This is a genomic window from Rickettsia endosymbiont of Orchestes rusci (genome assembly GCF_964030945.1).
Classification (GTDB): domain Bacteria; phylum Pseudomonadota; class Alphaproteobacteria; order Rickettsiales; family Rickettsiaceae; genus Rickettsia.
Window position 1 is genome coordinate 78,234 of record NZ_CAXIQG010000002.1, and the last position, 25,133, is coordinate 103,366.

Consider the following 25,133-nt stretch of genomic DNA (forward strand, 5'->3'; position numbering starts at 1 on the left):
TACGCAGGTATAGATTGAAAAAGGTAAAAAAATTATATAATTTCTAAGCTTTAAAAATGTATGTAGAGATAAGAATTGCAGGACAAACTATTAGATATTTATACAGATTACTTAATTAGTCAAAATAAGTACGCCACGGCAACAGGGTTATCGGAATTATTATCGGGAGAGCTTAGCCATGATCAAATCACTAGATTTTTACATAGTGGGGAGTACGGTTCTAAAGAGCTATGGTCGTATGTTAAAGGATTAGTTAGACAGCAGGATAAAGTAGATGAGGGAGTTTTAATTATTGACGATTCAGTTGAAGAGAAAGCATATACGGATGAAAACGAAATAATTTGTTGGCATTACTCTCATGCTAAAGGTAGGCATGTAAAGGGTATTAATTTACTATCATGTTTAATCCGTTATGGCGATATCAGTGTCCCTGTAGGTTATGAAGTTATAAAAAAAGATATTAAATTTTGTGATGTAGAAACCAGACGTGAAAAACGTAAATCAAGTAGTAATAAAAACGAATTATTTCGCCAATTAGTCAAACAAGCTATTAAAAATGACATAAGCTTTGCTTACGTTCTTGCGGATAATTGGTTTTCGTCAAAGGAAACAATAAAGTTTATTCACTATGAATGCCGTAAAAAATTTATTTTAGGTATTAAATCCAATAGAACAATAGCTATTTCTGCACAAGATAAGCAACTAGGAAACTTTAAACGTATTGAATCATTAAATATGCAAGATAATACTACTTTAACGGTTTGGATTAAAGAAGTTGATTTTCCGGTCAAACTACTCAAAAAAGTTTTCACAAACGAGAACGGCAAACAAGGTATATTATACTTGATTACCAATGATTTAAGCCTAGAAGTTCCATATTTCTACGAACTCTATCAAAAACGGTGGCGTATCGAAGAATATCACAAATCAATAAAGCAAAATGCTAGTTTGGCAAAGTCTCCGACTAAAGTTATTCGTTCACAATGTAACCATATTTTTTCTGTACTAATAGCTTACTGTAAATTGGAAAAACTTAAAATAAAAACTCACCTTAACCATTTTGCTATAAAATATAAGCTACTTGTAAAAGCTAATCAAATGGCATTTCAGCAATTAAAAAATATGGCGGCAAATATACCTATTTGATAAATACTGCGTAACATCAGTAAATTAGATAAATATCAGGAAGCTATCAAAAACTATGATTTAGCTATTAAATATAAGCCTTACTATGCTATAGCTTATAATAGCAAAGGAATAATTTTCAATAAGTTAGGAAAATATCAAGAGGCCATTAAAAATTATGATTTATCCATTAAATATAACCCTCACTGTGCAGAAGCATACAATAATAAAGGAAACGTTCTAAATACAATAGGACAGTATCAGAAAGCTATAACTTTATATGACATAGCTATTAAATATAATGCTAGTTTTGCAGAAGCATATAATAATAAGAGGAATTCTTTAAATAATTTAGGAAAGTATCAAGAAGCGATAGAGAATTTTGATCTTGCTTTAAAATATAATCCTAGATATCCAGAAGCTTATTATAATAAGGGAATATCTTTAATGTCTTTATGGCAACATCAAGAAGCGATAGAAAACTATGATTTAGCTATTAAGTATAAATCAGATTATGCAGATGCTTATAACAACAAAGGTGCAGCTTTAATAAACTTAGGAAAATATCAAGAAGCAATTGAAACCTGTAATATAGCCATTAAATATCAGCCTAATTGTGTAGAAGCATACTATAACAAAGCCATGTCTTTAAACATATTAAAAAAACATAAGGAAGCAATAGAGAATTGTGATTTAGCAATCAAATATAATCCTGATTATATAGGATCATACTTAGAAAAAGGTATAGCCCTTAGAAAATTAGGTAAATATCAAGATGCAATTAAGAGCTATGATTTAGCTATTAAGTATAAATCTGATTATGCTGAAAGTTACTTAGAAAAAGGAATTACATTGATTAGTATGGGAAAAGAAAAAGAAGCCAAAGCAAATTTTCACTTAGCTCTTAAATACAAATCTAATCTGATAGAAGAATATACAGCAATAATTAAAGTTTTAAGAAAATTAGGTAATGATCTTATGGCTGGTGAGTTTGAAGAAAAATTAAAGATATTAAAAAATAATTTGTAATTCTATGCAACCACAAAATCAAAATAATTTTACTCGTGGTTCACAAATCTTTGCTCATCAGCTACGAATGTTTAGTCAAGGAAGTATCAATGCTTTAACAGTTGCTTTGGTATTTACCATAGTTTGGTTAATGTGGCGTATATATCAGAAATTATCCTTAGTAAGCTTATATTATTTTATTATAGAGAGATATGCGGAGTTAAAACTTGCTATAGGAGAACATTTTTATCCTATAGATCAAATAGGTATTAAATTCTATTATTTAGAGCAAAAAGCTTGGGTTTACCGTAATGCTGAAGAATTTGTGCATAAATTTTGGCATGTTACACCACATTCGCATAATATCAATCAATTTGGGCAATTTTTATTGCATTCAGCTTGGCAAGAAGGTATTATTACTTTTACTGTTGGAATATTTACTGCTATCATCTTTTTTATGTATCGAGGTAAAAAAGCTGTTATTCAAGATAAGATTAGGGGAGCAGATTTTGTCGAAGCAGGTATTTTAGCAAAAATGCTTTATAAAAACAAACAAGCTGCTAATATTTGCTTTTCTGGGTTGCCATTAGTTAAAGATAGTGAGAGAAGACATATTCTTATTACCGGTACTACAGGTAGCGGTAAAACCAATATGATAAATGAGCTATTACCTCAGATTAGAAAAGAACAAGGTAGAGCAATTATTGTTGATTTAACAGGTAGCTTTACTGATCGATTTTTTGATTCCAAATGTGATAAGTTACTCAATCCTTTGCAAGATGGTACAGAACATTGGTTACCATGGAATGATTGTCATGAAATTTGGGATTATAATGATATAGCCAGTAGTTTTAGTAATTATAATCCAAAATTAGATGATTTTTTTGCTAAAAGTGCTGAGCTAGTATTAGCTGAAGGATTAAGATTATATCATGATAGCAAAGACATCAAAAAGCTAATAAATACTATTCTTTATGCAAATAATAAAGAATTTGTCAGTATCTTTAAAAATAGTGCAGTAGCCGGTATAATTAGCAGTAGTGCACCTGAGACTTCGTCTGGTATTCAAGCAACTGTTAGTAAAAATATTGAAGCTCTGCAACATTTAAAGCCTGATGGTAGTTTTAGTATTAGAAAGTGGTTTACTGCGGACAAAGGTTGGTTATTTATAACTAGTACTCCTAATCAGAGAGTAATGCTTCGACCACTTATTGCTGCATGGATTAGCATAGCGATAAAAGCATTAATGAATAGGAACATCAATAATACTCATAGTAATATGTGGTTTGTAATTGATGAACTACCAGCTTTACAAAAGGTATCTTCACTCCATATAGCTTTAGCTGAAAGCAGGAAATATGGTGGCTGCGTTGTTGCAGGCATGCAGAATATTCATCAATTAGAGGAAATATATGGTCATGCAGGAGCAGCTTCAATGCTTGATTTATTTGGCAGTAAATTTATTTTTCGAGTAAGTGACTGGCAAACAGCACATAAATCAGCTTTAATGCTTGGTGAGCAAGAAATTATTGAAACTCAAGAGAATCTCTCTTATGGTGCTAACTCCATGCGTGATGGAGTAAATATGCATAGCTTAGAGAAAAGAAAATTATTAGTAATGCCATCTGAAATTATGAATCTACCAGATCTTACCTGTTATGTAAAACTTGCGGGTAATTTCCCAATTACTAAATTACCAATGAATTTACAAACTATGATTTAAATCTAAAAATATAAAACCATTTTAATGGTATTTTTAAAAGATTTCAATTGTTTGATAGGGGGGGATTACCTTATAAAGAAAAATCCTATTATAATGCCCCTTTAAATCGCTAATTTAGTATTACGAGTTTTAGAGGTAAGCTGTGTATAAAAAACTTTTTTGTTATTTCAGAATTTTTATAAATGATTTTTCAAACAGCAGAGTAAATTTTACAAGAAATATGTTTACTCTAAAGAACTAATAAAAGCTTCATCAAGACCGGTTACACTAGAAATTAAAGCAATATTGCAACCTTGAGATAGCATTCTTTTTGCTATCTCAACTCTTTCTTCAGCTTTTCCTCTAGCTTCACCAATTTGGATACCTTTAGCTTCACCAATTTGGATGCCTTTAGCTTCACCAATTTGGATACCTTTAGCTTCACCAACTTGTAAACCTTCAAAAATACCTAATTCTTTTCCTTCTTGTTGCCAATGCTCTGCTAAACTTCTCATAAGCCTTGTTCCTATTTCTGGATTCAACTTTGTTGATAATAAATTCTCTAGCTTTATTTTATCAGCTTGCTCTATCTTTGTCAAAGTATAATATAATATCATTTCTAGATAATCATAACCTATCGTTATTTTGGTTAATTCCGGCAATATATCTGATATTTCTTGCCATCTTTTTAACAACTCTCTCTCATGTATATGCTTGAGAAAAAATTCTAATATCCCTGACCATATCCTTTGTTTAAACTCTTCATCAGGAATTTCATGGACATTCACCAATTGGTAATCATTAATCCATAATTCTTTTGCTAATTTGTTATTAGCAAATAAATCCCATAAATTCCTTGCAACATTGTATTTCTCCTGACCATTGTAAAATATCATCGGGTATATTAATGGTAAAGTCTTAGCTTTAGGATTTTGTATTAAATATCGCTCACAAATATTAATCATATATTTAAATAGCCTAAAAGCCATGAAATGATCTGCTTTTGATTGATGCTCGACAAGCAAAAATAAGTAGCCATCTTGTTTATCAAATTTGCATGAGAATAAAACATCAGAGATAGAATCTTTTAAAGAGCTTTCTACAAATGTGGTATTTTCCATTGCTAAACTAGGAAAATCTATTAAACTTTTAATATTTTGGGGCAAATGTGCATTAAAGAACTCATGGGCAACTAGAGGATTCTCCAGTGCCTTACGAAATATCTTATCATGCTTAGCTTTCTTCGTGCCTTTATCTGGATCACCCAGCAGGTTTCCTTGTTCACTCATATATTTACATTTTTTGAATTGGTAAAATATTATTACACTACACTCTAAACTCTTATTCCTTGATTTAGCTTGATCTCAGATACTTGCTTTACCGCACTTCTTATTTCTTTACCTATTTCTGAGCTTGGACTTATATATTGCATTACTTGTTTATCTCTTCCTATGGCATTTAAGTAATCTTCAGGGACGAGATGGCTTTTGCCTTGAAAATCATGTACTACTATATCACAAAATTTTTTATCACCAAGATTATAATTAGGATCAAATTTATTCTGCATAATTTGTAAATCTTTCTGTATCTTCTGCTCTATTGCTGCTATGCAAATCTTGTTACTGTAGAGCAGACAAGAATCTATACCTTTTTCTCTGTAGATTTGTAAAGCAGTATCGATATTTTCTGCTGTGCCAAACTTTGCTAGAGCTTTTATTTGCTGTTGCTGCAAATTATTTAGTCCGTTATTATCGTTATTTGCAAATTTTGAAAATAATAATTCTATAGATTTAATTTGTGATTTTCTATCATCACTTGCTTTTAAGGATGACTGTTTAGTTATTTTACTAGCTGCTGTTAATTTTGCTATTTCAGGCTCTATAAGCTTGTTTATAGATTCTGCTCCTTGGGATTTTAACATATCATTAAAATCGCCTTTTTCTGGTGGTCGTATTATTGATACTATAGCTCCTTGCCTAATTAATTCTTCCTGAGCCTTAATTACAGTATTAACTGATACTGCGTCTTTGCCATCATTATCAGCAGCAATTATTATTCTTTCTCCTTTGATAGGCTCATAGTTCCTAATGTTACTTACACCTAAACTACAAAGAATTTTGCCTTTAATACCAGCTTCCCTAATACTTAAAGCGGTCTCGAGCCCCTCTGCTATAATCATTACATTACTTGCTGAATTATTGCCATCTTTACTGATTTGTACGTTCCTGCTTTGTACGTTCTGCTGTTCGTTATTTTTATTAATCTCAACAAAAGAACCTCTGATTCTACCAAATGAACGTTTATTAACCTCAATATCAGCTTTATTATTTGTTTCTTTGTTTAAATAAATTGATTGTCCACCGGTAATATTGCCATCTTTATTTCTAGCAAAAGCAATTAATGCAGGATAATATTGTTTGCTATTACTGTCCCACATCATATTGGTTCTAAGATCATTATTTAGTTGGTATCTTGTTAATACTTCTTTAATTCCACGATGTTCTGATAAATATCTTTTTGCTACATTATTAAGCATAGAATATTTTATAGAGTCTGATTTTTCATATAAGCTTATAGCTCTCTTTATCTTAGATATTTCAGCATATTTCGCTTGTTGATCTTGATTCTTAACTTTTTGGTCAAATTGCTCTTTTATCTTATCTTCTAATAACTTGCTATTGTTTGATATACCAACCATATATAATGGTACCCAAAAACTAGACAAGAAAATAGAGAAAAGTAGGTATAATATCTCCTAGGAAAAGGAGCAAAAAATGAAAAAACAAGTTAAAAAATATAGCGCAGAAGAAAAAGCAAAAATAGCAATTGAAGCAATATCTGGAGAAATGACTATAGCTCAAATTACCAGCAAATATGGTGTTCACGCTAATCAGATTTATAAATGGAAGAAAGAAGCTTTAGATTTTATGGTTTCTGGATTTAAATCGAAATCTAAACAACAAGATACCGGCCAAGAAGATTTAATTAAATCATTATTTGAGCAAATAGGCCAGTTAACAGTTGAAAGAGACTGGCTCAAAAAAAAATCTAGTATCTTTGGATTTAGAGGTTAGGAAAAAAATGATAAGTTATGCTTCAAAATTAACCATAGCAAGACAATGCGAACTTTTAGATTTAAACCGCTCAAGTTACTATTACCGAGCTAGGAATACCTTAGATGATAAGGAGTATAGAGTACTGAACAGAATTGATGAGATTTTTACAGAGCATCCCTATTATGGTACTAGAAGAATGTCTCATGTCCTAAAATCGGAAGGGTTAAATGTTAGTCGTAAGATGATAAGAAAATATTATAAAATACTTGGTATTGAAGCAGTATACCCAAAAATTAATTTAAGCCGTAGGAATCAGGCTCATAAAGTATACCCATATCTATTAAATAATATAGAGGTGGTTTGCTCCAATCAAGTTTACTGTGCAGATATTACTTACATAAGATTAAAGCAAGGTTTTGTATATTTGGTTGCTATAATGGATTGGTATAGTCGTTATATTTTGAGTTGGCGGGTGTCGATTAGTTTAGAAAATGATTTTTGTATTGAAGCTCTAAATGAAGCAATATCTATACATGGCAAGCCTGACATTTTTAATACGGATCAGGGAGTACAGTTTACATCAAAAGATTTTACTCAAATACTTGAGCAACAAGGCATAGCTATTAGTATGGACGGCAAAGGCAGAGCCTTAGATAATGTATTTATTGAACGTTTTTGGAGATCTTTGAAACAAGAGAAGATTTATCGTTTTGATCTTGAAACGGTACGTGAAGCAAAGATAGCTATCAGAGATTATATAGAATTTTATAATAAGCAAAGACCTCATCAATCGCTTGAATATAAGACACCTAAAATGATACATTTTGCAGAAAAACTAGAAAATTACCAAGAGGCTATATGACATAGAAAATGCAAACTTTACTTTGAAAAACCAATACATATAAATCTGACTCACATGATGTTATGAAAAAGTTACATAATACCTTTCAGGGAGACGAGTTATATAAACCATGGGTACGCTACTTTGATGTAACATATAAGGTCAAGGAAGAACTAAGAGGAAAAGACGCACTTAAGATATTCAAAAGAAAGCTTGAAATATTCAAAAGTAACATAAGTGAACTAGTACAGAAATTGTTATTTGAGAATGGAAATAGCAAAATGGATTGGCGAATAGCAAAAAAAATGCTTGCAGTAAGTGGAGACTTATTTAAAAGGGATACAATAGATATTTTTCAACAAGAAGATTTATTTAAGCCAATTTTAGTTGAAATAACAAAAGCACTAGAGTTTCTTTTATGGAAAGATCCAACAAATGTTTTTGCTAGTACTCAACTGACTATTAAGATACTAGAACTACTAAAGCATTTTAGTGATCAGGCTAAATTTATTCAGCTGAAAGATGCAGTTTTAAGTTGCAGATTTGATAAAGAGAAATTTAAGTTGCCTAATACAGTGATTATTGGTGAAGATGGTGGTATGTATTTGCTGTTAAATAACCTAACAAGAGATAATGAACAAGTTATTAAAGAAATTACTGGCGATGATTACCTAGAAGATAAGTTACAAAAAAAAGGAGAAAACCAACAGATTACTATCGGCAAAGGTGGTTTTGGTACAGTAAGGTTTGCATTAAGCTTATTTGATTCTAAGTCAAAACCTGGAGAAGTGGTTTGTATTAAGAAAACTAAAAGTATTAAAGACCCGGAAACACCTTGTGCACGGATTATTGATGAAACTCTTAAAGATTACTTTACCAATGATATAGCAGATATAATATATGCCCCAAATGTTTTTGATATGGCATTAGTTACTCAAAATGCAGGAAATAGCCATCGTAAAGGTTATGTGATGATGGAAATTCTACCACAAAATACAGCAACTAAAGTATTTGCGAACTCAGTATATCAAAAGTGGGAATATCAAAAGCCTTATTTATTAGATGTGTTTAGCAAAACACTAGATTTGTTAGATAAAAATGTTGTAATGACAGATCTAAAGCCAGATAATACTTTGTATGATACAGATATAAGGAAAGCGACTATCATTGATCTTGGCGGCATAGTTAAAATTGATAATAGAGAAGAAATAAGCAAATTTAATATTGCTAAATATTCTTTTCAGAGTACAGAAGGGTTTACTGCTATAGAACTGCAACAAAAAGCAGGAGTTATTGATATTAGAAAAGCCTTAGCATTTGCTTGTGGTAAAATTATAAAAGATATTACAAAATACGGTACAGCTATTATTAGCAATAAGGAAGAGGAAATTCAAGAGTTAATTACCAGCTTAACAAATCCAAATCTAGAGCAAAGGATTTCAATCAAAGATGCCATAACAAAAATAGAAGCAATTGGTGATGATAGTTATAAGGAAAATATTATTTTTACTCACTATATAAGTAAAATCAAAGAGCGACTTAAAAATAACAAATCATCTATAAGTATTAATGAAGATATAGAAAGGACTAAAGATTTATACATAAATCTTTATACTACTGAACTTAATCCTTATAGGTATGCCAAGTTAAAAACCGATGTTTTATTCAGTAAAATAGATGATTTTTGGGACGGGCAAAAAGAGGTAATGTTACTACTTGGAGTAGCTGGTGCTGGTAAAAGTATTACATTGCAGCTAAAATTCATTGAAGCAGTTAACAACTGGAAGCCTGGTAATCCACTTCCAATATATTTTAATTTTGCTAGTAATATTGATTTAGTTAAAGTCATAAATTCTTTTAATAATGAACTAGGTACTAATCTTAAACTTGAAAACATTCAAAATGCACATTTATATATCGACAGTTTTGATGAAGGGTTAGGCATTGCTACTAGTCGTGAAACATTAATTAGGGGATATATTAAAAAGTTAGGAGAACCCAAAATATTAATCTCTTGTGGAACGGATTATCTACTAGATAATAATGATTATAGTTGGTTCATGCCCGAGTCAAAGCAACTTGAGATTTGTTATATTGCCCCTATTAATTATAGAGAGGAACAAAAGTTAGAAGAATATGTAAGTAAGTATGTTGATAATAGTGATGGAAGTCATGACAAAAAATATTACTTAGATAAAATTAATAAATTAAAAATAGAACCAATTATTGACACTGGTTTTATGTTTGAAATTGTGATGCAATCGGTATCTTCAATAGATATACCTTCAACTATAGAAAAACCTATTAGCAAACAAGATATTTATGATGAATATGTTAAAATTAAGCAAAGTAAGAAAGTAGAAGTTCTACACGAAAGACAAAAAAACAAAATAGTTGAATTATTATCAAACCTTAATATAGATATTAATAAGAATACCCAGGAACTAAATCAGCTGTTAAAAGAATTAGGTAAATATATAGCTATGCAGCTACATTTGCAGAATGAATTTAGGATTAAAGCTGACAGTGAGTTATTTAAGGCTTTCGGATATGAAGAATCAACTTTATTCAAGCAACAGGCATTATATCATATATTAAAGCTTCTACCGCTAAAAATTGAAACTAAAACTTCGGGATCTAAAGTTAAAGTAGAGCAAGAAGTAGAAATAGGATTTGCTCATGTTATATTTAAAAATTATTACTTATTTGAAGAAATTAAAGATGAAGTTGAAAGATTTGGAAAAAGTGAAATACTCGCTAGCCATAGCATAGTTAAAGATGTTGAACTAATTAAACTAATCGCAGAGGACGTAGTTTATAACAAGGATTTACAAGAATTCTTAATACGGACCATTGACGCAACTAAGCAAGATAAATCTGATGAAGCAGTAACTTTTGCATCTAATAGCATAACATTACTTATAGCAGCACAATATTCATTTTCTGAGGGAAATTTAAGTAATATAGCAGTCAGAGGAGCAAACATTAGAAATGGGATTTTTCAATATGTAGATTTTAGCAATGCGGATTTAACTGAAGTTAATTTAACTAATGCAAACCTAGTAGGTGCTAAGTTTATCGGTACTAATCTGACTAGTATTAAGTTATCACTATATCCTGATTTAGAGCATAATGCTCCTGTCTACTGTCTAAGTTATTCCCCTGACGGTAAATATCTTGCTTCAGGTTCTAATGATCAAATAGTAAGAATATGGGATGCTAGGAATGGCAACTTACTCCAAAATCTAAAAGGACACACCTGGTATATTAACTGTCTAAGCTATTCCCCTGATGGCAAATATCTTGCCTCAGGTTCTACTGATAACACAGTAAAAATATGGAATGCTGAAAATCCTGAGGATGATAAGAATCATAGATTACTCCAAAATCTAGAAGGACATACACGCTATGGTGTAGGGTATATAAACTATTCCCCTGATGGGAAACATCTTGCCTCAGGTTCTTGTTATATGGATCCCATATTAGAAATATGGAATGTTGAGAATCCTGAGAATGATAAGAATGATAGATTACTCCAAAAGCTAAAGGGACATACGTGTATAAGCTATTCCCCTGATGGCAAATATTTTGCTTCAGGTTCTACTGATAACACAGTAAAAATATGGAATGCTGAAAATCCTGAGGATGATAAGAATCATAGATTACTCCAAAATCTAGAAGGACATACCGATGAGATTAAATGTATAAGCTATTCCCCTGACGGCAAATATCTTGCCTCAGGTTCTGGAGATCACACCATAAAAATATGGAATGCTGAGAACGGTAGCTTACTCAAAAATCTAGTAGGACATACCGATAAGATTAAGTGTATAAGGAATAGCTCTTAGAAAATTAGGTAAATACCTTGCTGCCTCAAGTGCTTTATATCACACAGTAAAAATATGGGATGCTAAGGATGGTAGGTTACTCCACAATCTAGAAAAACACACCTATGTTGTCACGTGTCTAAGCTATTCCCCCGATGGGCAATACCTTGCCTCAGGTTTTCAGGATAACATAGTAAAAATATGGAATGCTAAGAATGGTAGCTTACTCCAAACTTTAACAACACACCTCGGTAGGGTCGAGTGTATAAGCTATTCCCCTGATGGCAAATATCTTGCCTCAGGTTATTCGGATCTACCAAGAGTGAAGATATGGAATGTTGAGGATGATGTGTTACTCCAAAATATAGCAGGACATACCAATGTGATCTGGTGTCTAAGCTATTCCCCTGATGGTAAATATCTTGCCTCAGGTTCTCAGGATTGTACAGTAAAAATATGGAATGTTGAGGATGGTAAGTTGCTCAACGATCTCAAAGAACACACCAATATTGTCTACTGTCTAAGTTATTCACGCAATGGCAAATATCTTGCCTCAGGTTCTTGGGATAAAACAGTAAAAATATGGGATGTTGAAAATGGTAGGTTATTTAAAGATCTAACAGGACATACCGATATTGTCTACTGTCTAAGCTATTCCCCTGATGACAAATATCTTGCCTCAGGTTCTCAGGATTGTACCATAAAAATATGGAATATTGAAAATGGTAGGTTACTACAAAATCTAAAGGGACACATTGCTGGTATTAGTTGTATAAGCTATTCCCCTGATGGGCAATACCTTGCTTCAGGTTCTTCTGATGAAACAGTAAAAATGTGGGATGTTGAAAATGGTAGGTTATTTAAAAATCTAACAGGACACACCTATATTGTCGAGTGTCTAAGCTATTCCCCTGATGGTCAGTATCTTACCTCATGTTCTTCAGATAGTAAAGTAAAAATATGGAATGCTAAAAATGGTAAGTTACTCAAAAATCTAGCAGGATACTCCACCGGTCCTCAGCATATAAGCTATGCCCCTGATGGGCAATACCTTGCTTTATGTTCTCATGACAACACAGTAAAAATATGGAATGCTAAATTTGCACCCTCCACTCTAATAGACTCTTTTATAAACTTACTTTTAACGTTTACTAATTTTAATGATAGGTCATCCAAAAATCTAGAAGGATTCACCAGTAGTGGTAGGTGTCTAAGCTATTCCCCTGATGGGCAATACCTTGCCTCAGATTCTGAGGATTGTACAGTAAAAATATGGAATGTTGAGGATGGTAAATTACTCAAAGATCTAAAGGGACACATTGCTAGTGTTAGTTGTATAAACTATTCTCCTGATGGGCAATACCTTGCCTCAGGTTCTGATGATACAACAGTAAAGATATGGGAGAAAAGAATCAATCCACAGTCAAAAGAAGATATATGGCGTCTAACAAAAGAGATATCATTAGCTGAATCCCCTTTAATAGTAGAAGATGTAATTATTGAAAAAGCTGTTATATCTGCCAAAAACCAAAAAGTTTTTGAACAAAAAGGAGCTAAAGTAGTTAATAATACAATAGATAACACAGAGGATAAAGAGGTTAGCTCTAATGAAGGTAATACTTCCAAGAAAATTGGTAATGAAAAACCACATGCTTTATTAAAAGACAAGTTGATTGCTGCTGCTGAGCAAAAAGCATTAAAATTAGTAAACGTTAAAAGTAAGTTTATAATAAAAGAGCCTATTAGAGCGGAGGATGCAAATTTATCACAACAACCAACTAAAGAAGGTGTCAAAAATGATAAATTAGTTGTTAACTTAATAAGCATTAAATACGATAATCCTTTACTTAATAATCCGATATTACTTAAGAAACTTGCCAGTGATTTAAATATTAATTTGAATCAAGCTATAGATGCAAGCAATTATCTTACTAATTTATTTGGAAGCAGAGATTTTAACCACATATGTAGTTTTGACCAAAGCTTGTTACAGGAATTATTGGGGAATTGTTATGAATATTAAGGTAAGTATAAGCATAAATTTATTAAATAACAAGGAATAAATTATGAAAGATAAAATACATGAGTTGCTTAAAAGAGCTAAATCTGAAAAAAAAGCAGGAAATATTAAAGTAGCAATAAACACTTTAAAAGAAGCAAAAGAACAACTACTTCAAGGTGAGGAAGGAAGTAAACAATCTAGGAGAAATGACACCTCAGGAGATGAAGATGAAATCATATATTTATATAGATATGGTAATATACTGTATGGAGTTGAAGAATATAGACGAGCTTTAAAGTATTATGAAGAAATTGTCGAACGACAACCTAATGTTAATACGTATAAATCTTTAGGGGATTGTTTGCGTAAACTTAATTTATATGATAAAGCACTTGAACAATGTAAAATCGCTCTTGAAGAATATGCCTCTCTTGAAGAAGATGAGCCTGGCAAAGCCAATCCTGCTGATAAGGCAGCTGTTCTCAATAGCCGTGGTCTAACTTATATAGCTAAGGCTATTGACCCTAATAGTTATAAATCAACTCTTTATACACCTAAAATGGACAATAAGAAAGCTCTTAAAGACTTTGAAAAAGCAATTGAAATTAGCGAAAAGAACGAAGATGTTAATCCAAATCCTCTATATTATTGTAATAAAGGAGTTGCTCTTTATACTTTAGGTAGAAAGGATCAAGGGTTAGATTTTTTTAAAAAAGCAGAGCAGTTAGTTAAAAACGGTAAAGTCGAAGAACTAACTAAGCAAAATATTCATTATATCGAAGACCCTTTAGCGAATTTTATAGAATTAGAAAGCAAAGTTAAAGAGATACAAGCAAAATTTGAAGAAATACAAAACAAACTAATTACTGAACAATTGCAACAAGTACTTCAAAAAGAGTATAAAAGGTTTCAAGAAGATCATAACGAACTACTAGAATTTGTCAAAAGTAATATGTTAAAGCAAGAAGATATTAATAGCTTATCTGAAGCAAACCGTGAGGAATTGACAAAAAAAATGAAGCAGGTAACAACAGACTTAAGTCAGGTGCAATATGCTATCAAAGTAATAGAGGACAGCTTACAAGCAGCAGAGGTAAATATAGCAGATATTGAAAAACAATTGAATACAATAGATTCAGAACTTAGTACGAAATTACAAAATCATGGTAAGATTCTAGAAAAATATCTTGGTGAACAGCAAAATTTAACTGAAACAGATAAGGTAAAGATTAAAGAATATTACAAGGCTTTTGTAGGAACCATATTATCAGTGTACACAGGAGCACAAGCGGTAAATAGCAACTGGGTAGAGACCAAAAAAAGTCTAGTGGTTTCTCTTCTCTCTGGTACAATTTCTACTATACCTGTTGCTGGGTCAGCAGGAGCAAGGGCTATTGAATTAATAGATGCTCCATTAAGTACCGTAATATCCGGTATTGCCAGTCTTGCTGGGAAATTTGTTGAAGCAGGAGGTAATTTTAAAGTAAGTAAATCAATCAAACAAGATGCTAGAAAATTTGGAAAATTAGCCTCGTCTCTTATTGATATGAATGATCATGTTTCGGAGAAGGTTCTGGATATTGTGAAAAATACGGATAAACAAGGACAGATACTCAAGGTCACTATGGAAAATTTAAACAAATTACCAGATGCGTTATTAAAAAAGATTAAGCAATCTTTTTGTGAGATTCCAAAAGAGAAAATTGATGAGTATTTTTATGGTAAGATGTATTCCACGCCTGCCGAGAGGTTAGGTAATAAAGATGCTTATGCCTTGCTTAAGAAATATTTTAAATCTGCTTCTGACGAAGATTGTAAAACTGTTTTTGACGAAGCTGCAAAATCAGTTAAAGAAGATTATCAAATTGAGCCTTTCTGCAACATTAAAGAAGTACAGAAAGAAGTAATGGAAATTGTAGGGGAAGCAGTCATAAGTGATATACAAGATAGTATATACAAGCTATGTGAGCGTGCAGTTAAGGGACAATGGAAGAATAAAGGACTATTTGCTCAGAAATCATGTAGTAAGTTCTTTGAGGAAAAGTACTTGCACTCTAAATTAAAAAGTCCAAACCAAAGTGAAATCCCAAATGAAAAAATAGAAAGGGTACAAATGATCATGTTCAAATATATGTGTGCCTCTATAATAAATTCTGATAACAAGGATATGACTTGTGTAAGTTGTTTCGCTAAAGAATACCCAACATTACTAAAAAAAATTGCCAATCAACAGCCAGAATATTTTGTCAAAGAGCAAGTCGTAAAAGCAGCTATTCCTACAGATACTAACTTACAAAATAAAGTACTCAGTAAGCTTAACGAAACGATTACGGGTCAAGGAACTCGTGAATATGAGGAAGGTAATTATGATGAATATTGGTACGAGTATAGTAAACAAGCAATGGATCAGCTATTAGAATTACGTCTAAAAAGTACAGGAATCGAAAATGCTAAAATCATCAGTGCAGACTATGTTTTTAATGACTCCAGCAAATTTGATTTTATTAGAGATTTGCTAGCCAAAATCCCTGTTGAATTTACGGTTAGTGATAACATTAACGGTAGTAACGATAATCATAATATTACTAAGTTATTAATACCGATAAATTTATACAATAAGCACTGGGTTGGCTTAGTGTTAGAACATAGCTCAGATAAAGTTACAGTATACTATATGGACTCTGAGAATAAACCAATGACTAAGATACTGAGAAGTAGCTTTGAAGATGAACTGGCTAAACTATATCCAGATTTACATATTAAAATTACTGAGCAACAAGTACAGGAACAAAAATATAATAATTGTGGCTTAGAAGTGATAGAAAATCTTATTGCTATGTGCTGTGGAATACGAGTAACTCAGGATGAAGCATTAGCACTTCACTCTTTATTATTTCAAGATAGTGTATTAAAGCAAGGGATTATAGATACATCATTAGCTCCAACATTAAGGATCGGGGAAGATAATAAACAGCTTAATAGCGATAATGTTATTTATCGTTTCGCTGAAACTTCTACACAATATCTACTTGGAGAAGAAGGGATGTTATTAAATTGTAACGGTATATAGGAGTCAATCATAAATTGTAGAAGTCAAGATTTAATCTTACAGACACTATAAATTTTGCACCTAATTGTCAGTTAAATTTTGACTGTCAGATATATAATCAAGATACAAAATTTCATTATTCTTTTCAACAGCTAATTTCTTACTATCCTGAAGAGAACGTTCATAGAACCATACGCATCAAGTTAAGGAATATATCTCATATTCAAGCATTTTAAGTATAAAATCATTATGTTTTGTTTTACCCTAAATAAGGCATTTATATTTAAATATGTCTTCATAGGTACATATGATGCCTATCATCAAACTATTCATAAACTACTGTAAAAGACAGTTTACACCTTAACTTGACGCGTATGGTTTGTTGAACACTCCCAGTTGCAATGCTTTTGTAATGGTATGTATTTGGTCAGGATAGGTTGTTTTATCAGAGCAGTATTGATGGTATAACTCTAAAGCTTGATTAATGCATGAATTATTGGTGATATTTTGATATAACATTATTTACTAAGCATCTGTGAAAGTGTTGCAAGATAAAAAATTTTTAACCACACTATAAAATCTATATCCTGAAATCGTAATACTTTCATTCTGAAATAAAAATTTTATCTTGCAACACTCTCAGTACATTTAATTTTTTGTAATTTGCAGCTATATTTAAGCAATGTGTATATAATTGCCTTGCAACTCTCGGTACCTTGAGATAAGTAGCAATAGTTAAGAAAAATTGTAAAGTCTCTAAAATTATTTTCCATCCTTTCTCAGGAATTTTAGCTCCGACTGTTTGTATATTATGTAATCGATCAAATAATTTAATTAATAGCAACTCTTTTTTCTTTTGCTGATATAATATTTTTACTATTTCTGCTGAACTAATTTTTTTATCATTTTTAACTCGTGTTAAATCTTCAACTTGATTAGCAATCTTATGGTCAAATTCTTGTATAATCATTTCTTTAGTAAGTAATGTATCTTCAATACAATCGTGCAATATGCTAGTTACTATGATATCTGTTCTAAATAAATAATCAGAAACCATGTATGCTACTTCTAAAGGATGTGAGTAATAGAATTCTCCTGTTTCTCTCTTCTGCCTGCCATGATACTTTTTAGCAAAATAAATTGCTTTTTTAATTTTATTAAGATCAACTTTGTTTCTAGAAATCTTATTAATAAATATGATCTTAGTTAATAGCCTTTTACTGTATCGGCAATTTGATAGAGCTGTAATTTTTACTTTTTCTAATTCAAGATCTATACCCTTAGGTTTTAACTTTCCTACAATAGGATCTATAGTTTTTTGATGATTTTCTTGACTTCTTGCCATATATCCTTCCTTACTATAATTTACTTAAGTGTAGCAAGTGAAGCACAATAATCAAGAAAATCATCATTATTAGTTAATATATAATCATCAAAACCTTATCAATATCAACATTATGTATCATAAATCAGATCATCAAGAAGAGGTAATTTAACAGGTATATTACAGACAATAGTAGTACTTTTACCTTTTTCACTTGTTACTTCAATCTCTCCATTTAGCTCACCAATTAGACGCTTTACAAAACTTAATCCTGATCCAAGTCCATGATATTGCGTAGCAACATCAAATTTATCAATCTTTTCATGAAGATGTTGCCTGATTTCTTCAGACAGACCAATACCACTATCATGCACCATAAATTGGAATACCATTTCTCTGTTTTGTTGTTCTGATTCTGATAATGCAGGATTAATCGCAAACATGTTCACTGTTACCACAACTTTACCTTCTTTAGTAAAGTTAATAGAATTATCTATTAACTGTTCTAATATTGCTCCTATTCGATAAGTATCACTAATTATAGCATTTGTTAAATCATACTGAAAATTACAAGATAAATTTAATCCCTTACGTTGAGCTATTGGCATCGCTTTATCAATAATCTTATTTACCAACTGTTTTGGATCAAACTTATTTAAAACTATAGGAGGTAATCCAGAATTATTCTGTAGATAACTAAGTATATTATTATAATAATCTAGTAATTCTTCAGCACAATTTACTACACTAGCTAGATAATCCTTTTTTTCAGGATTATCTTCTATTTCATAAAGAGCTGTTACTAATGAAAAAATCCTATTACATGGAATCTTTAATCCATGTACCATATTTTGCACCACATCTCTTTTAAATAACTCAGATTCTTTCAATTTATTATTTGCTTCTTGTAATTCTAATTTATATTTAATTATATCAGTATAATTTGTGATCGTCGAGTTAATGATATTCTCTTCTTGCTGATATGGTATTAATGTGACAGATATGGGAGATAATTGAAGATTCCAATTTGTTTTAGTAAGATTAGTAATATTATGATTATCTTTTGGTTGATTTTGATTATTAATTGTCATAGCATTTCCTTGCTGTTAAAGTTAAGAAAACAGCTCAGTACGATTTCAGGATATAGATTTTATAGTGTGGTTAAAAATTTTTTATCTTGCAACACTTTCACAGATGCTTAAGTAAATAATGTTATATCAAAATATCACCAATAATTCATGCATTAATCAAGCTTTAGAGTTATACCATCAATACTGCTCTGATAAAACAACCTATCCTGACCAAATACATACCATTACAAAAGCATTACAACTAGATTCTTCCTCATTCACAGCAGTACTATTACATGAAAATATACAACATCTTAATCTAGAAGATTATAATCATTTTAATAATAATATTATATATCTAGTTGATGTTATTAATAAATTATCTACTATTCACGATAAACCATATGCTGAGCAATATATTCATTTTCATGAGCTGTTACTAACTATTAATCCCAAACTACAGGAAACGGCAATATTAACTTCGCTTGTTCCATTATTACATAAGGTGAGTATCTTTAACCTTGAGTATAATAATACCGATGCTCAGCATATATCAGAGATCATCACTAATTGTTATATCCCTTATCTTTTATTATATACAGCACACAATGATCTTGCTTATCTTTTACAAGATTTATGTTTTAAGATTCAATATCCTGAAGAACGTAATAGAATTCTTCATTATATGCATTGGCTATATCCTGACATAGATAATATAATTCACAATATAGAACAGCAATTCAGAAATATATTTAGAAAACTAAATATAAAAGCGAGCCTAAGCTACAGAATTAAGTCCCCATATTCTATATGGATAAAAACACTTGTTAAAGATATTCATATTACAGCACTTAATGATATTCTGGCTTTTAGAGCAATTGTACCAAATAAAAAAGCATGTTACGATTTTTCTAAATTAATTCATCTACATTATAATACCATAACATCACAGTTTGTTGATTATATTAGATATCCGAAGAATAATGGATATCAATCAATACATTTAGTCATATCAGGTGGTAGTAATAAAGGTAATATTGAACTTCAAATACGCTCTACCACTATGCATAGGCAAACACAATACGGTAGTGCACATCACACTTATAAAGCAAATAAGTATTATGCATCTCGTACTAATAATAATGTTAGTATAATATTATGTAATATTACATTAAGTTATAGTAATAGGATACTCAATGTTGATATAAGCATCGTAACTATTACCAGTAAAATAATCAATAACGTGAGTACTTATAATACTTTTGCTTCATTTACCCACACTCAACATAGTACTCATTTTGTTGTCAATAACACTACAACATGCACATTGTCTCGGACCACCACCCCAGAATATATAACGTATTATAATAATAATTTATCACTTTTGATAAAAGACATTAATACTATACATTACGACTTTTCTCTAAATATAAATCTCAATTTGAGTAACATTTTAGAATATAAATTAGTACCTTTAGCAGTAGTACAGATTCCGGCAAGTAATCTATTATTCGAACATAATAGTGTTTTTATTAACATCACTTACAAACCAATATTAGCTGAATGTGCTTTTCCGGCAACTATAACTTATACAAAGAGACATGAAGATTCCAATATCAGATCAATATTTAAGCCACCCTCACCAAAAACAGATATAATTAACACAACATACAATACATTATTGGCTACCATAAACGATAAAGTTGTTTTGGAACAATATGGTCAAAAGGAATTTTTATCAACTACTATAAACAAAAACATTACTCAAATGCTTCCTATAATAACCTTATTAGTAGATCCATCAGAGCTGAATAAGAGAATAAATGATATATCAGATAGTAATAAGGACCAGTTATTACATCTTGGACTTCAACTTGGCTGTGTAGAATCAGTGCCATTATTAATCACACATGGTGCTAATCCTAATGCTACAAATTGTCATGGTGTAATATCATTACACTGTGCTGCTAAGAATGGTAACTTAGATTCAGCGAAATTATTAGCTAAAAATGGTGCTGATGTTAATGCTAAAACTGATAATGGTTTAACAGCATTACACTATGCAGTTTATGATGGTAACTTATATTTAGTACAATTGCTAATTTCCCATGGTGCTGATGTTAATGCTAAAACTAATAGTGGTGAAACACTATTATGTTCTGCAGTTTATGATGGTAACTTATATTTAGTACAATTGCTAATTTCCCATGGTGCTGATGTTAATGCTAAAACTAATAGTGGTGAAACAATATTATGTTCTGCAGTTGATTACGGTAGCCCAGATTTAGTATCTTTGTTAATTCACAATGGTGCTAATGTCAATAATGCTAAAACAATATTACACTTTGCTGCTAAGTCTGGTAACTTAAATTTAGTAAATTGGTTGATTCAAAATAAAGCTGATATTCATGCTAAAACTAATAGTGGCGAAACAATATTACACTTTGCTGCTGAGTCTGGTAACTTAAATTTAGTAAATTGGTTGATTCAAAATAAAGCTGATATTCATGCTAAAACTAATAGTGGCGAAACAATATTACACTTTGCTGCTAAGTCTGGTAACTTAAATTTAGTAAATTGGTTGATTCAAAATAAAGCTGATATTCATGCTAAAACTAATAGTGGCGAAACAATATTACACTTTGCTGCTGAGTCTGGTAACTTAAATTTAGTAAATTGGTTGATTCAAAATAAAGCTGATATTCATGCTAAAACTAATAGTGGCGAAACAATATTACACTTTGCTGCTGAGTCTGGTAACTTAAATTTAGTAAATTGGTTGATTCAAAATAAAGCTGATATTCATGCTAAAACTAATAGTGGCGAAACAATATTACACTTTGCTGCTGAGTCTGGTAACTTAAATTTAGTAAATTGGTTGATTCAAAATAAAGCTGATATTCATGCTAAAACTAATAGTGGCGAAACAATATTACACTTTGCTGCTGAGTCTGGTAACTTAAATTTAGTATCTTTGCTAATTCACAATGGTACTGATATCAATACTAAAACTGATGATGGTCTAACAGCATTACACTATGCTGTTGAATCTGGTAACTTAAATTTAGTATCTTTGCTAATTCACAATGGTACTGATGTTAATGCTAAAACTAATAGTGGTGAAACAATATTACACTTTGCTGTTGAATCTGGTAGCTTAGATTTAGTATCTTTGCTAATGGTTCGTGGTGCTGATGTCAATGCTAAAACTGATGATGGTCTAACAGCATTACACTATGCTGTTGAGTCTGATAACTTAGCGTTAGTATCATTGCTAATGGTCTATGGTGCTGATGTCAATGCTAAAAATAATAGTGGTGAAACACCATTACACTATGCTGTTATATTTGATAGCTTAGATTTAGTATCATTGCTAATTCACAATGGTGCTGATGTCAATACTAAAAATAATAGTGGTGAAACAGTATTAAACAGTATTATGGAGTTTAACAATTGTAATATTGATGTGGCTATAGTATTCCGGACAGTTAGTATGAGACAATATTAACAGAAAGGAAATACAGTATGACAAAAACAAAAATGTATTCTAGTGAATTTAAAGAATCAGCAGTTAAATTGGCAACTGAATCGAAGCGACCTGTTATTCAGACTGCAAAAGAATTAGGTATCAGTAAGAATACTTTATATAGTTGGATAGATAAATATTCTAAACAATTTGAAGAATCAATAACAAGAACAGATGAACATCTGTATGATGAATTAAAAAGATTAAAGAAAGAGCTGGTGATAGTAACACAGGAGCGTGATATACTAAAAAAGGCTGCAGCGTACTTTGCAAAAGAGTCCCTGTAAGGTATGCATGGATAAAGAAGCATCAAGATGATTTCTCAATTGCAATTATGTGCAAATGTATGAAGGTATCACGTAGCGGTTATTATGAGTGGTTAAATAACCCTGGATGCAATAGGGATAAAGAAAATAGAGAATTAACCTGTAAGGTTAGAGCTATTTTTCAGGAAGGTAGACGAAATTATGGATCTAGACCCATTAAAAAGGCTTTGTTGAGGCAAGGCATAATTGTTAGTCGTAGGAGAATTACAAGACTAATGAATGAAGCTGGCTTAGTATGTAAAACTAAGTATAAATTTAAAGCAACTACTGATTCTAAGCATAATAAGCAAGTTGCTCCTAATTTATTGGATAGACAGTTTAAAGTTTCTAATGTTAATTGTTATTGGGTTGGTGATATCACCTATATCCCAACTGGAGAAGGATGGTTATATTTAGCAACAGTTATTGATCTATTTTCTAGAAAAGTAATAGGCTGGTCAATGAATAGTAATATGAAAGCTGATTTAGTTAATAATGCTTTGCTAATGGCAATATGGCAACGTAAACCACCTAAAAAGCTTATTTGGCATACTGATAGAGGTAGCCAATATTGTTCTGATAATCATTTAAAACTTATAAAACAACATGGTATTATACAGAGTATGAGTCGTAAAGGAAATTGCTGGGATAATGCTGTTGCTGAAAGCTTTTTTCATACTATAAAAACAGAATTAATTTATCAACATAAATTTAAAACTAGGGAGGAAGCAAAACATGCTATATTTGAATATATAGAGGTATTTTATAATCGTATAAGAATGCATTCTGCTAACGATTATCTATCACCAGTACAATACGAAAAAATACAAAAATGTGCGTAAAAAACTGTCCGGAAAACTGTTGACAGATCATATGTCCCAACATAGTAGCACTGACCTTTTGCCCTTTTTAAGGCTAAGGCTTGTTCTTCTGCATTACATCTGCTAAGCCCTAGATCCTTACCCCAACCTTTGAATCCGGAACAACAATTAAGAAAATTACCGATATTTGTTTTACGACAACTATTGCTTGTACCTTTAAAAACCATAATCGGATTTGTCTGCATATCCTTTTTCATTTCATTTAGCATGGCAAGATACCCAACATTTCCCATATCAGTATTTGGCACAATAGTTGCAGTATGACAATCCCCTCCTAAACAAAACATTTGTGATCCTGCTATAGAAGAGCTAAGCTCTTTTTTCTGGGCTATACATATGTAATCTCGCCTCCACTGTAAACAGATACTCGCAGATTGTTTAACGCAATTACTGCTTGCAAGTTCACAATTTTGCTTCTTTAAATGATGACAGCCATCTTTTGGCTCACTACTACATTGATATTTAATTTGCTCGCTCCAACATGGACGATTAACCCGATATTGATCATAAAATATCTTCTCTCCTCTTTCTAAACATACCGTACCTAGCTCATGACATTCATTATGCTCTATTAATGATTCTAATTCTTCTGGATAAAGAAGCCAATATTCTCCTTTTTCCTTAAATTCTTTTTCCTTTTCTCTAAATCTATATTTAAAATTATATTTATCCCACTTTACCTCATGTCTTCTACATTCAGTTAAATTTCCGCTGCCCCTTGGATTAATACCAATTTCTTCACTAATTTGTTCTAAATTTACTCCTAGCTTTTGGGCAATAATACTTCTTACTTCATTTTGAGTGCCAATATCGCTACGCATATGCATACCATTGCGTTTCTTTTTCCAATGAACCGGATATAGCAAATGGTAATGTAACCTACATATCTCCTCTCCAGATATATCAATAGTTCTATCTTGCCATGCTTCCCATTTATCTATTAATTCTGTTTCTAAATATAGCTCCCTCATTATATCAACCGTAAAATCTACCCCTTCAATACAACTCTTTGCAATTTTTGTTTTTATAATTGTTTCACTATTAGAAAAATTATCTCCTTCTGTATGTCTTAAAGGATCTGCCTCAATTTTAGCTGAATTAATAATTAAGGGGTTTTTAGGATTAAGCTCATATTCTTGTAGTCCATCTATTTTCCTGATCTCACTTTGTTGCAGTAATTGCCCCTCTAAACCATTATTCAACATTTGAGTGCCTTGCTTCGTTAAATCTTGATCTTTCATTTGACTTAAATTTGAAACATTTACATCTTTATCAAATATTACTTTATTGCCCATTTGATCAGGATTGCCAAGCCTGATACTGTTTTCATATTGTTTAGCCCTATTATAACTATCGTGAATGTTAGCAATCACATTAAAACTAAACAATACAATAATCATTGATAAAAACGTGAACC

At 31.2% G+C, this 25,133-nt stretch carries 14 protein-coding genes and 1 pseudogene; 10 read left to right on the top strand and 5 right to left on the bottom strand.

Going from position 1 to position 25,133, the window contains the following annotated elements:
* The first annotated feature begins 75 nt into the window (after positions 1–75).
* The 3 genes from AAHM91_RS01800 to AAHM91_RS01810 are packed head-to-tail and all read left to right on the top strand — an operon-like array spanning position 76 to position 3,856.
* Entirely contained in the window at positions 76–1,146 is a 1,071-nt protein-coding gene (locus AAHM91_RS01800; RefSeq protein WP_342269493.1) for an IS701 family transposase, read from the top strand.
* Positions 1,147–1,149: 3 nt separating this feature from the next.
* The gene (locus AAHM91_RS01805; RefSeq protein ID WP_410526155.1) at positions 1,150–2,154 is read left to right on the top strand and encodes a tetratricopeptide repeat protein; all 1,005 of its coding nucleotides are present in this window, start codon (positions 1,150–1,152) and stop codon (positions 2,152–2,154) included.
* A 4-nt stretch (positions 2,155–2,158) separates the two neighbouring features.
* Positions 2,159–3,856, top strand: a complete 1,698-nt coding sequence (locus tag AAHM91_RS01810; RefSeq protein ID WP_342269678.1) for a type IV secretion system DNA-binding domain-containing protein — start codon at positions 2,159–2,161, stop codon at positions 3,854–3,856.
* Positions 3,857–4,080: 224 nt separating this feature from the next.
* On the opposite strand, the gene AAHM91_RS01815 is transcribed toward AAHM91_RS01810, so the two are convergent.
* Both AAHM91_RS01815 and AAHM91_RS01820 read right to left on the bottom strand, forming a co-directional pair.
* The gene (locus AAHM91_RS01815) at positions 4,081–5,124 is read right to left on the bottom strand and encodes an Rpn family recombination-promoting nuclease/putative transposase (RefSeq protein ID WP_342269679.1); all 1,044 of its coding nucleotides are present in this window, start codon (positions 5,122–5,124) and stop codon (positions 4,081–4,083) included.
* Between the two features lie 44 nt (positions 5,125–5,168).
* Positions 5,169–6,533, bottom strand: a pseudogene (locus AAHM91_RS01820) (toprim domain-containing protein); the annotation flags it as partial.
* 76 nt (positions 6,534–6,609) lie between these two features.
* Here AAHM91_RS01820 and AAHM91_RS01825 point away from each other — a divergent pair.
* The 5 genes from AAHM91_RS01825 (at position 6,610) to AAHM91_RS01845 (ending at position 16,631) form a co-directional block, all read left to right on the top strand.
* A complete protein-coding gene (locus AAHM91_RS01825; RefSeq protein ID WP_045812944.1) occupies positions 6,610–6,909 on the top strand; it encodes a transposase in 300 nt (99 codons plus the stop codon).
* A 7-nt stretch (positions 6,910–6,916) separates the two neighbouring features.
* Complete coding sequence (locus tag AAHM91_RS01830) at positions 6,917–7,753, top strand: IS3 family transposase (protein ID WP_342269489.1); 837 nt, start codon at positions 6,917–6,919, stop codon at positions 7,751–7,753.
* A gap of 62 nt (positions 7,754–7,815) precedes the next feature.
* Entirely contained in the window at positions 7,816–11,580 is a 3,765-nt protein-coding gene (locus AAHM91_RS01835) for a WD40 domain-containing protein (protein ID WP_342269680.1), read from the top strand.
* Positions 11,581–11,632: 52 nt separating this feature from the next.
* Positions 11,633–13,582: a WD40 repeat domain-containing protein gene (locus tag AAHM91_RS01840; RefSeq protein WP_410526156.1), complete on the top strand. Its 1,950-nt coding sequence runs from the start codon at positions 11,633–11,635 to the stop codon at positions 13,580–13,582.
* A 43-nt stretch (positions 13,583–13,625) separates the two neighbouring features.
* On the top strand, positions 13,626–16,631 hold the full coding sequence (locus AAHM91_RS01845) for a tetratricopeptide repeat protein (RefSeq protein ID WP_342269682.1): 3,006 nt from the start codon (positions 13,626–13,628) through the stop codon (positions 16,629–16,631).
* A gap of 583 nt (positions 16,632–17,214) precedes the next feature.
* Here the strand turns inward: AAHM91_RS01845 and AAHM91_RS01850 are convergent.
* Entirely contained in the window at positions 17,215–17,955 is a 741-nt protein-coding gene (locus AAHM91_RS01850) for an HD domain-containing protein (RefSeq protein ID WP_342269683.1), read from the bottom strand.
* Positions 17,956–18,065: 110 nt separating this feature from the next.
* Complete coding sequence (locus AAHM91_RS01855; protein ID WP_342269684.1) at positions 18,066–19,025, bottom strand: sensor histidine kinase; 960 nt, start codon at positions 19,023–19,025, stop codon at positions 18,066–18,068.
* Positions 19,026–19,143: 118 nt separating this feature from the next.
* Here AAHM91_RS01855 and AAHM91_RS01860 point away from each other — a divergent pair, with 118 nt between their 5' ends.
* Positions 19,144–22,512, top strand: coding sequence for an ankyrin repeat domain-containing protein (locus tag AAHM91_RS01860; protein ID WP_342269685.1), 3,369 nt, complete (start codon positions 19,144–19,146; stop codon positions 22,510–22,512).
* 17 nt (positions 22,513–22,529) lie between these two features.
* Positions 22,530–23,677 (top strand): IS3 family transposase gene (locus tag AAHM91_RS01865; RefSeq protein WP_410526146.1). Its coding sequence is split into 2 segments (ribosomal slippage): positions 22,530–22,776 and positions 22,776–23,677, totalling 1,149 coding nucleotides; the frame shifts between segments, so codons are not numbered across the junction.
* Here the strand turns inward: AAHM91_RS01865 and traN are convergent.
* The gene (gene traN, locus AAHM91_RS01870) at positions 23,632–25,116 is read right to left on the bottom strand and encodes a conjugal transfer protein TraN (protein WP_342269686.1); all 1,485 of its coding nucleotides are present in this window, start codon (positions 25,114–25,116) and stop codon (positions 23,632–23,634) included. The genes AAHM91_RS01865 and traN overlap by 46 nt on opposite strands.
* Positions 25,117–25,133 lie beyond the last annotated feature (17 nt).

Bases quoted from the DNA above. Each gene is read 5' to 3' on its own strand.
- AAHM91_RS01845 (WP_342269682.1), top strand. From the start codon at position 13,626: ATGAAAGATAAAATACATGAGTTGCTTAAAAGAGCTAAATCTGAAAAA.
- AAHM91_RS01850 (WP_342269683.1), bottom strand. From the start codon at position 17,955: ATGGCAAGAAGTCAAGAAAATCATCAAAAAACTATAGATCCTATTGTA.
- AAHM91_RS01815 (WP_342269679.1), bottom strand. From the start codon at position 5,124: ATGAGTGAACAAGGAAACCTGCTGGGTGATCCAGATAAAGGCACGAAG.
- AAHM91_RS01810 (WP_342269678.1), top strand. From the start codon at position 2,159: ATGCAACCACAAAATCAAAATAATTTTACTCGTGGTTCACAAATCTTT.
- AAHM91_RS01835 (WP_342269680.1), top strand. From the start codon at position 7,816: ATGAAAAAGTTACATAATACCTTTCAGGGAGACGAGTTATATAAACCA.
- AAHM91_RS01830 (WP_342269489.1), top strand. From the start codon at position 6,917: ATGATAAGTTATGCTTCAAAATTAACCATAGCAAGACAATGCGAACTT.
- AAHM91_RS01825 (WP_045812944.1), top strand. From the start codon at position 6,610: ATGAAAAAACAAGTTAAAAAATATAGCGCAGAAGAAAAAGCAAAAATA.
- AAHM91_RS01855 (WP_342269684.1), bottom strand. From the start codon at position 19,025: ATGACAATTAATAATCAAAATCAACCAAAAGATAATCATAATATTACT.
- AAHM91_RS01860 (WP_342269685.1), top strand. From the start codon at position 19,144: ATGTTATATCAAAATATCACCAATAATTCATGCATTAATCAAGCTTTA.
- traN (WP_342269686.1), bottom strand. From the start codon at position 25,116: ATGATTATTGTATTGTTTAGTTTTAATGTGATTGCTAACATTCACGAT.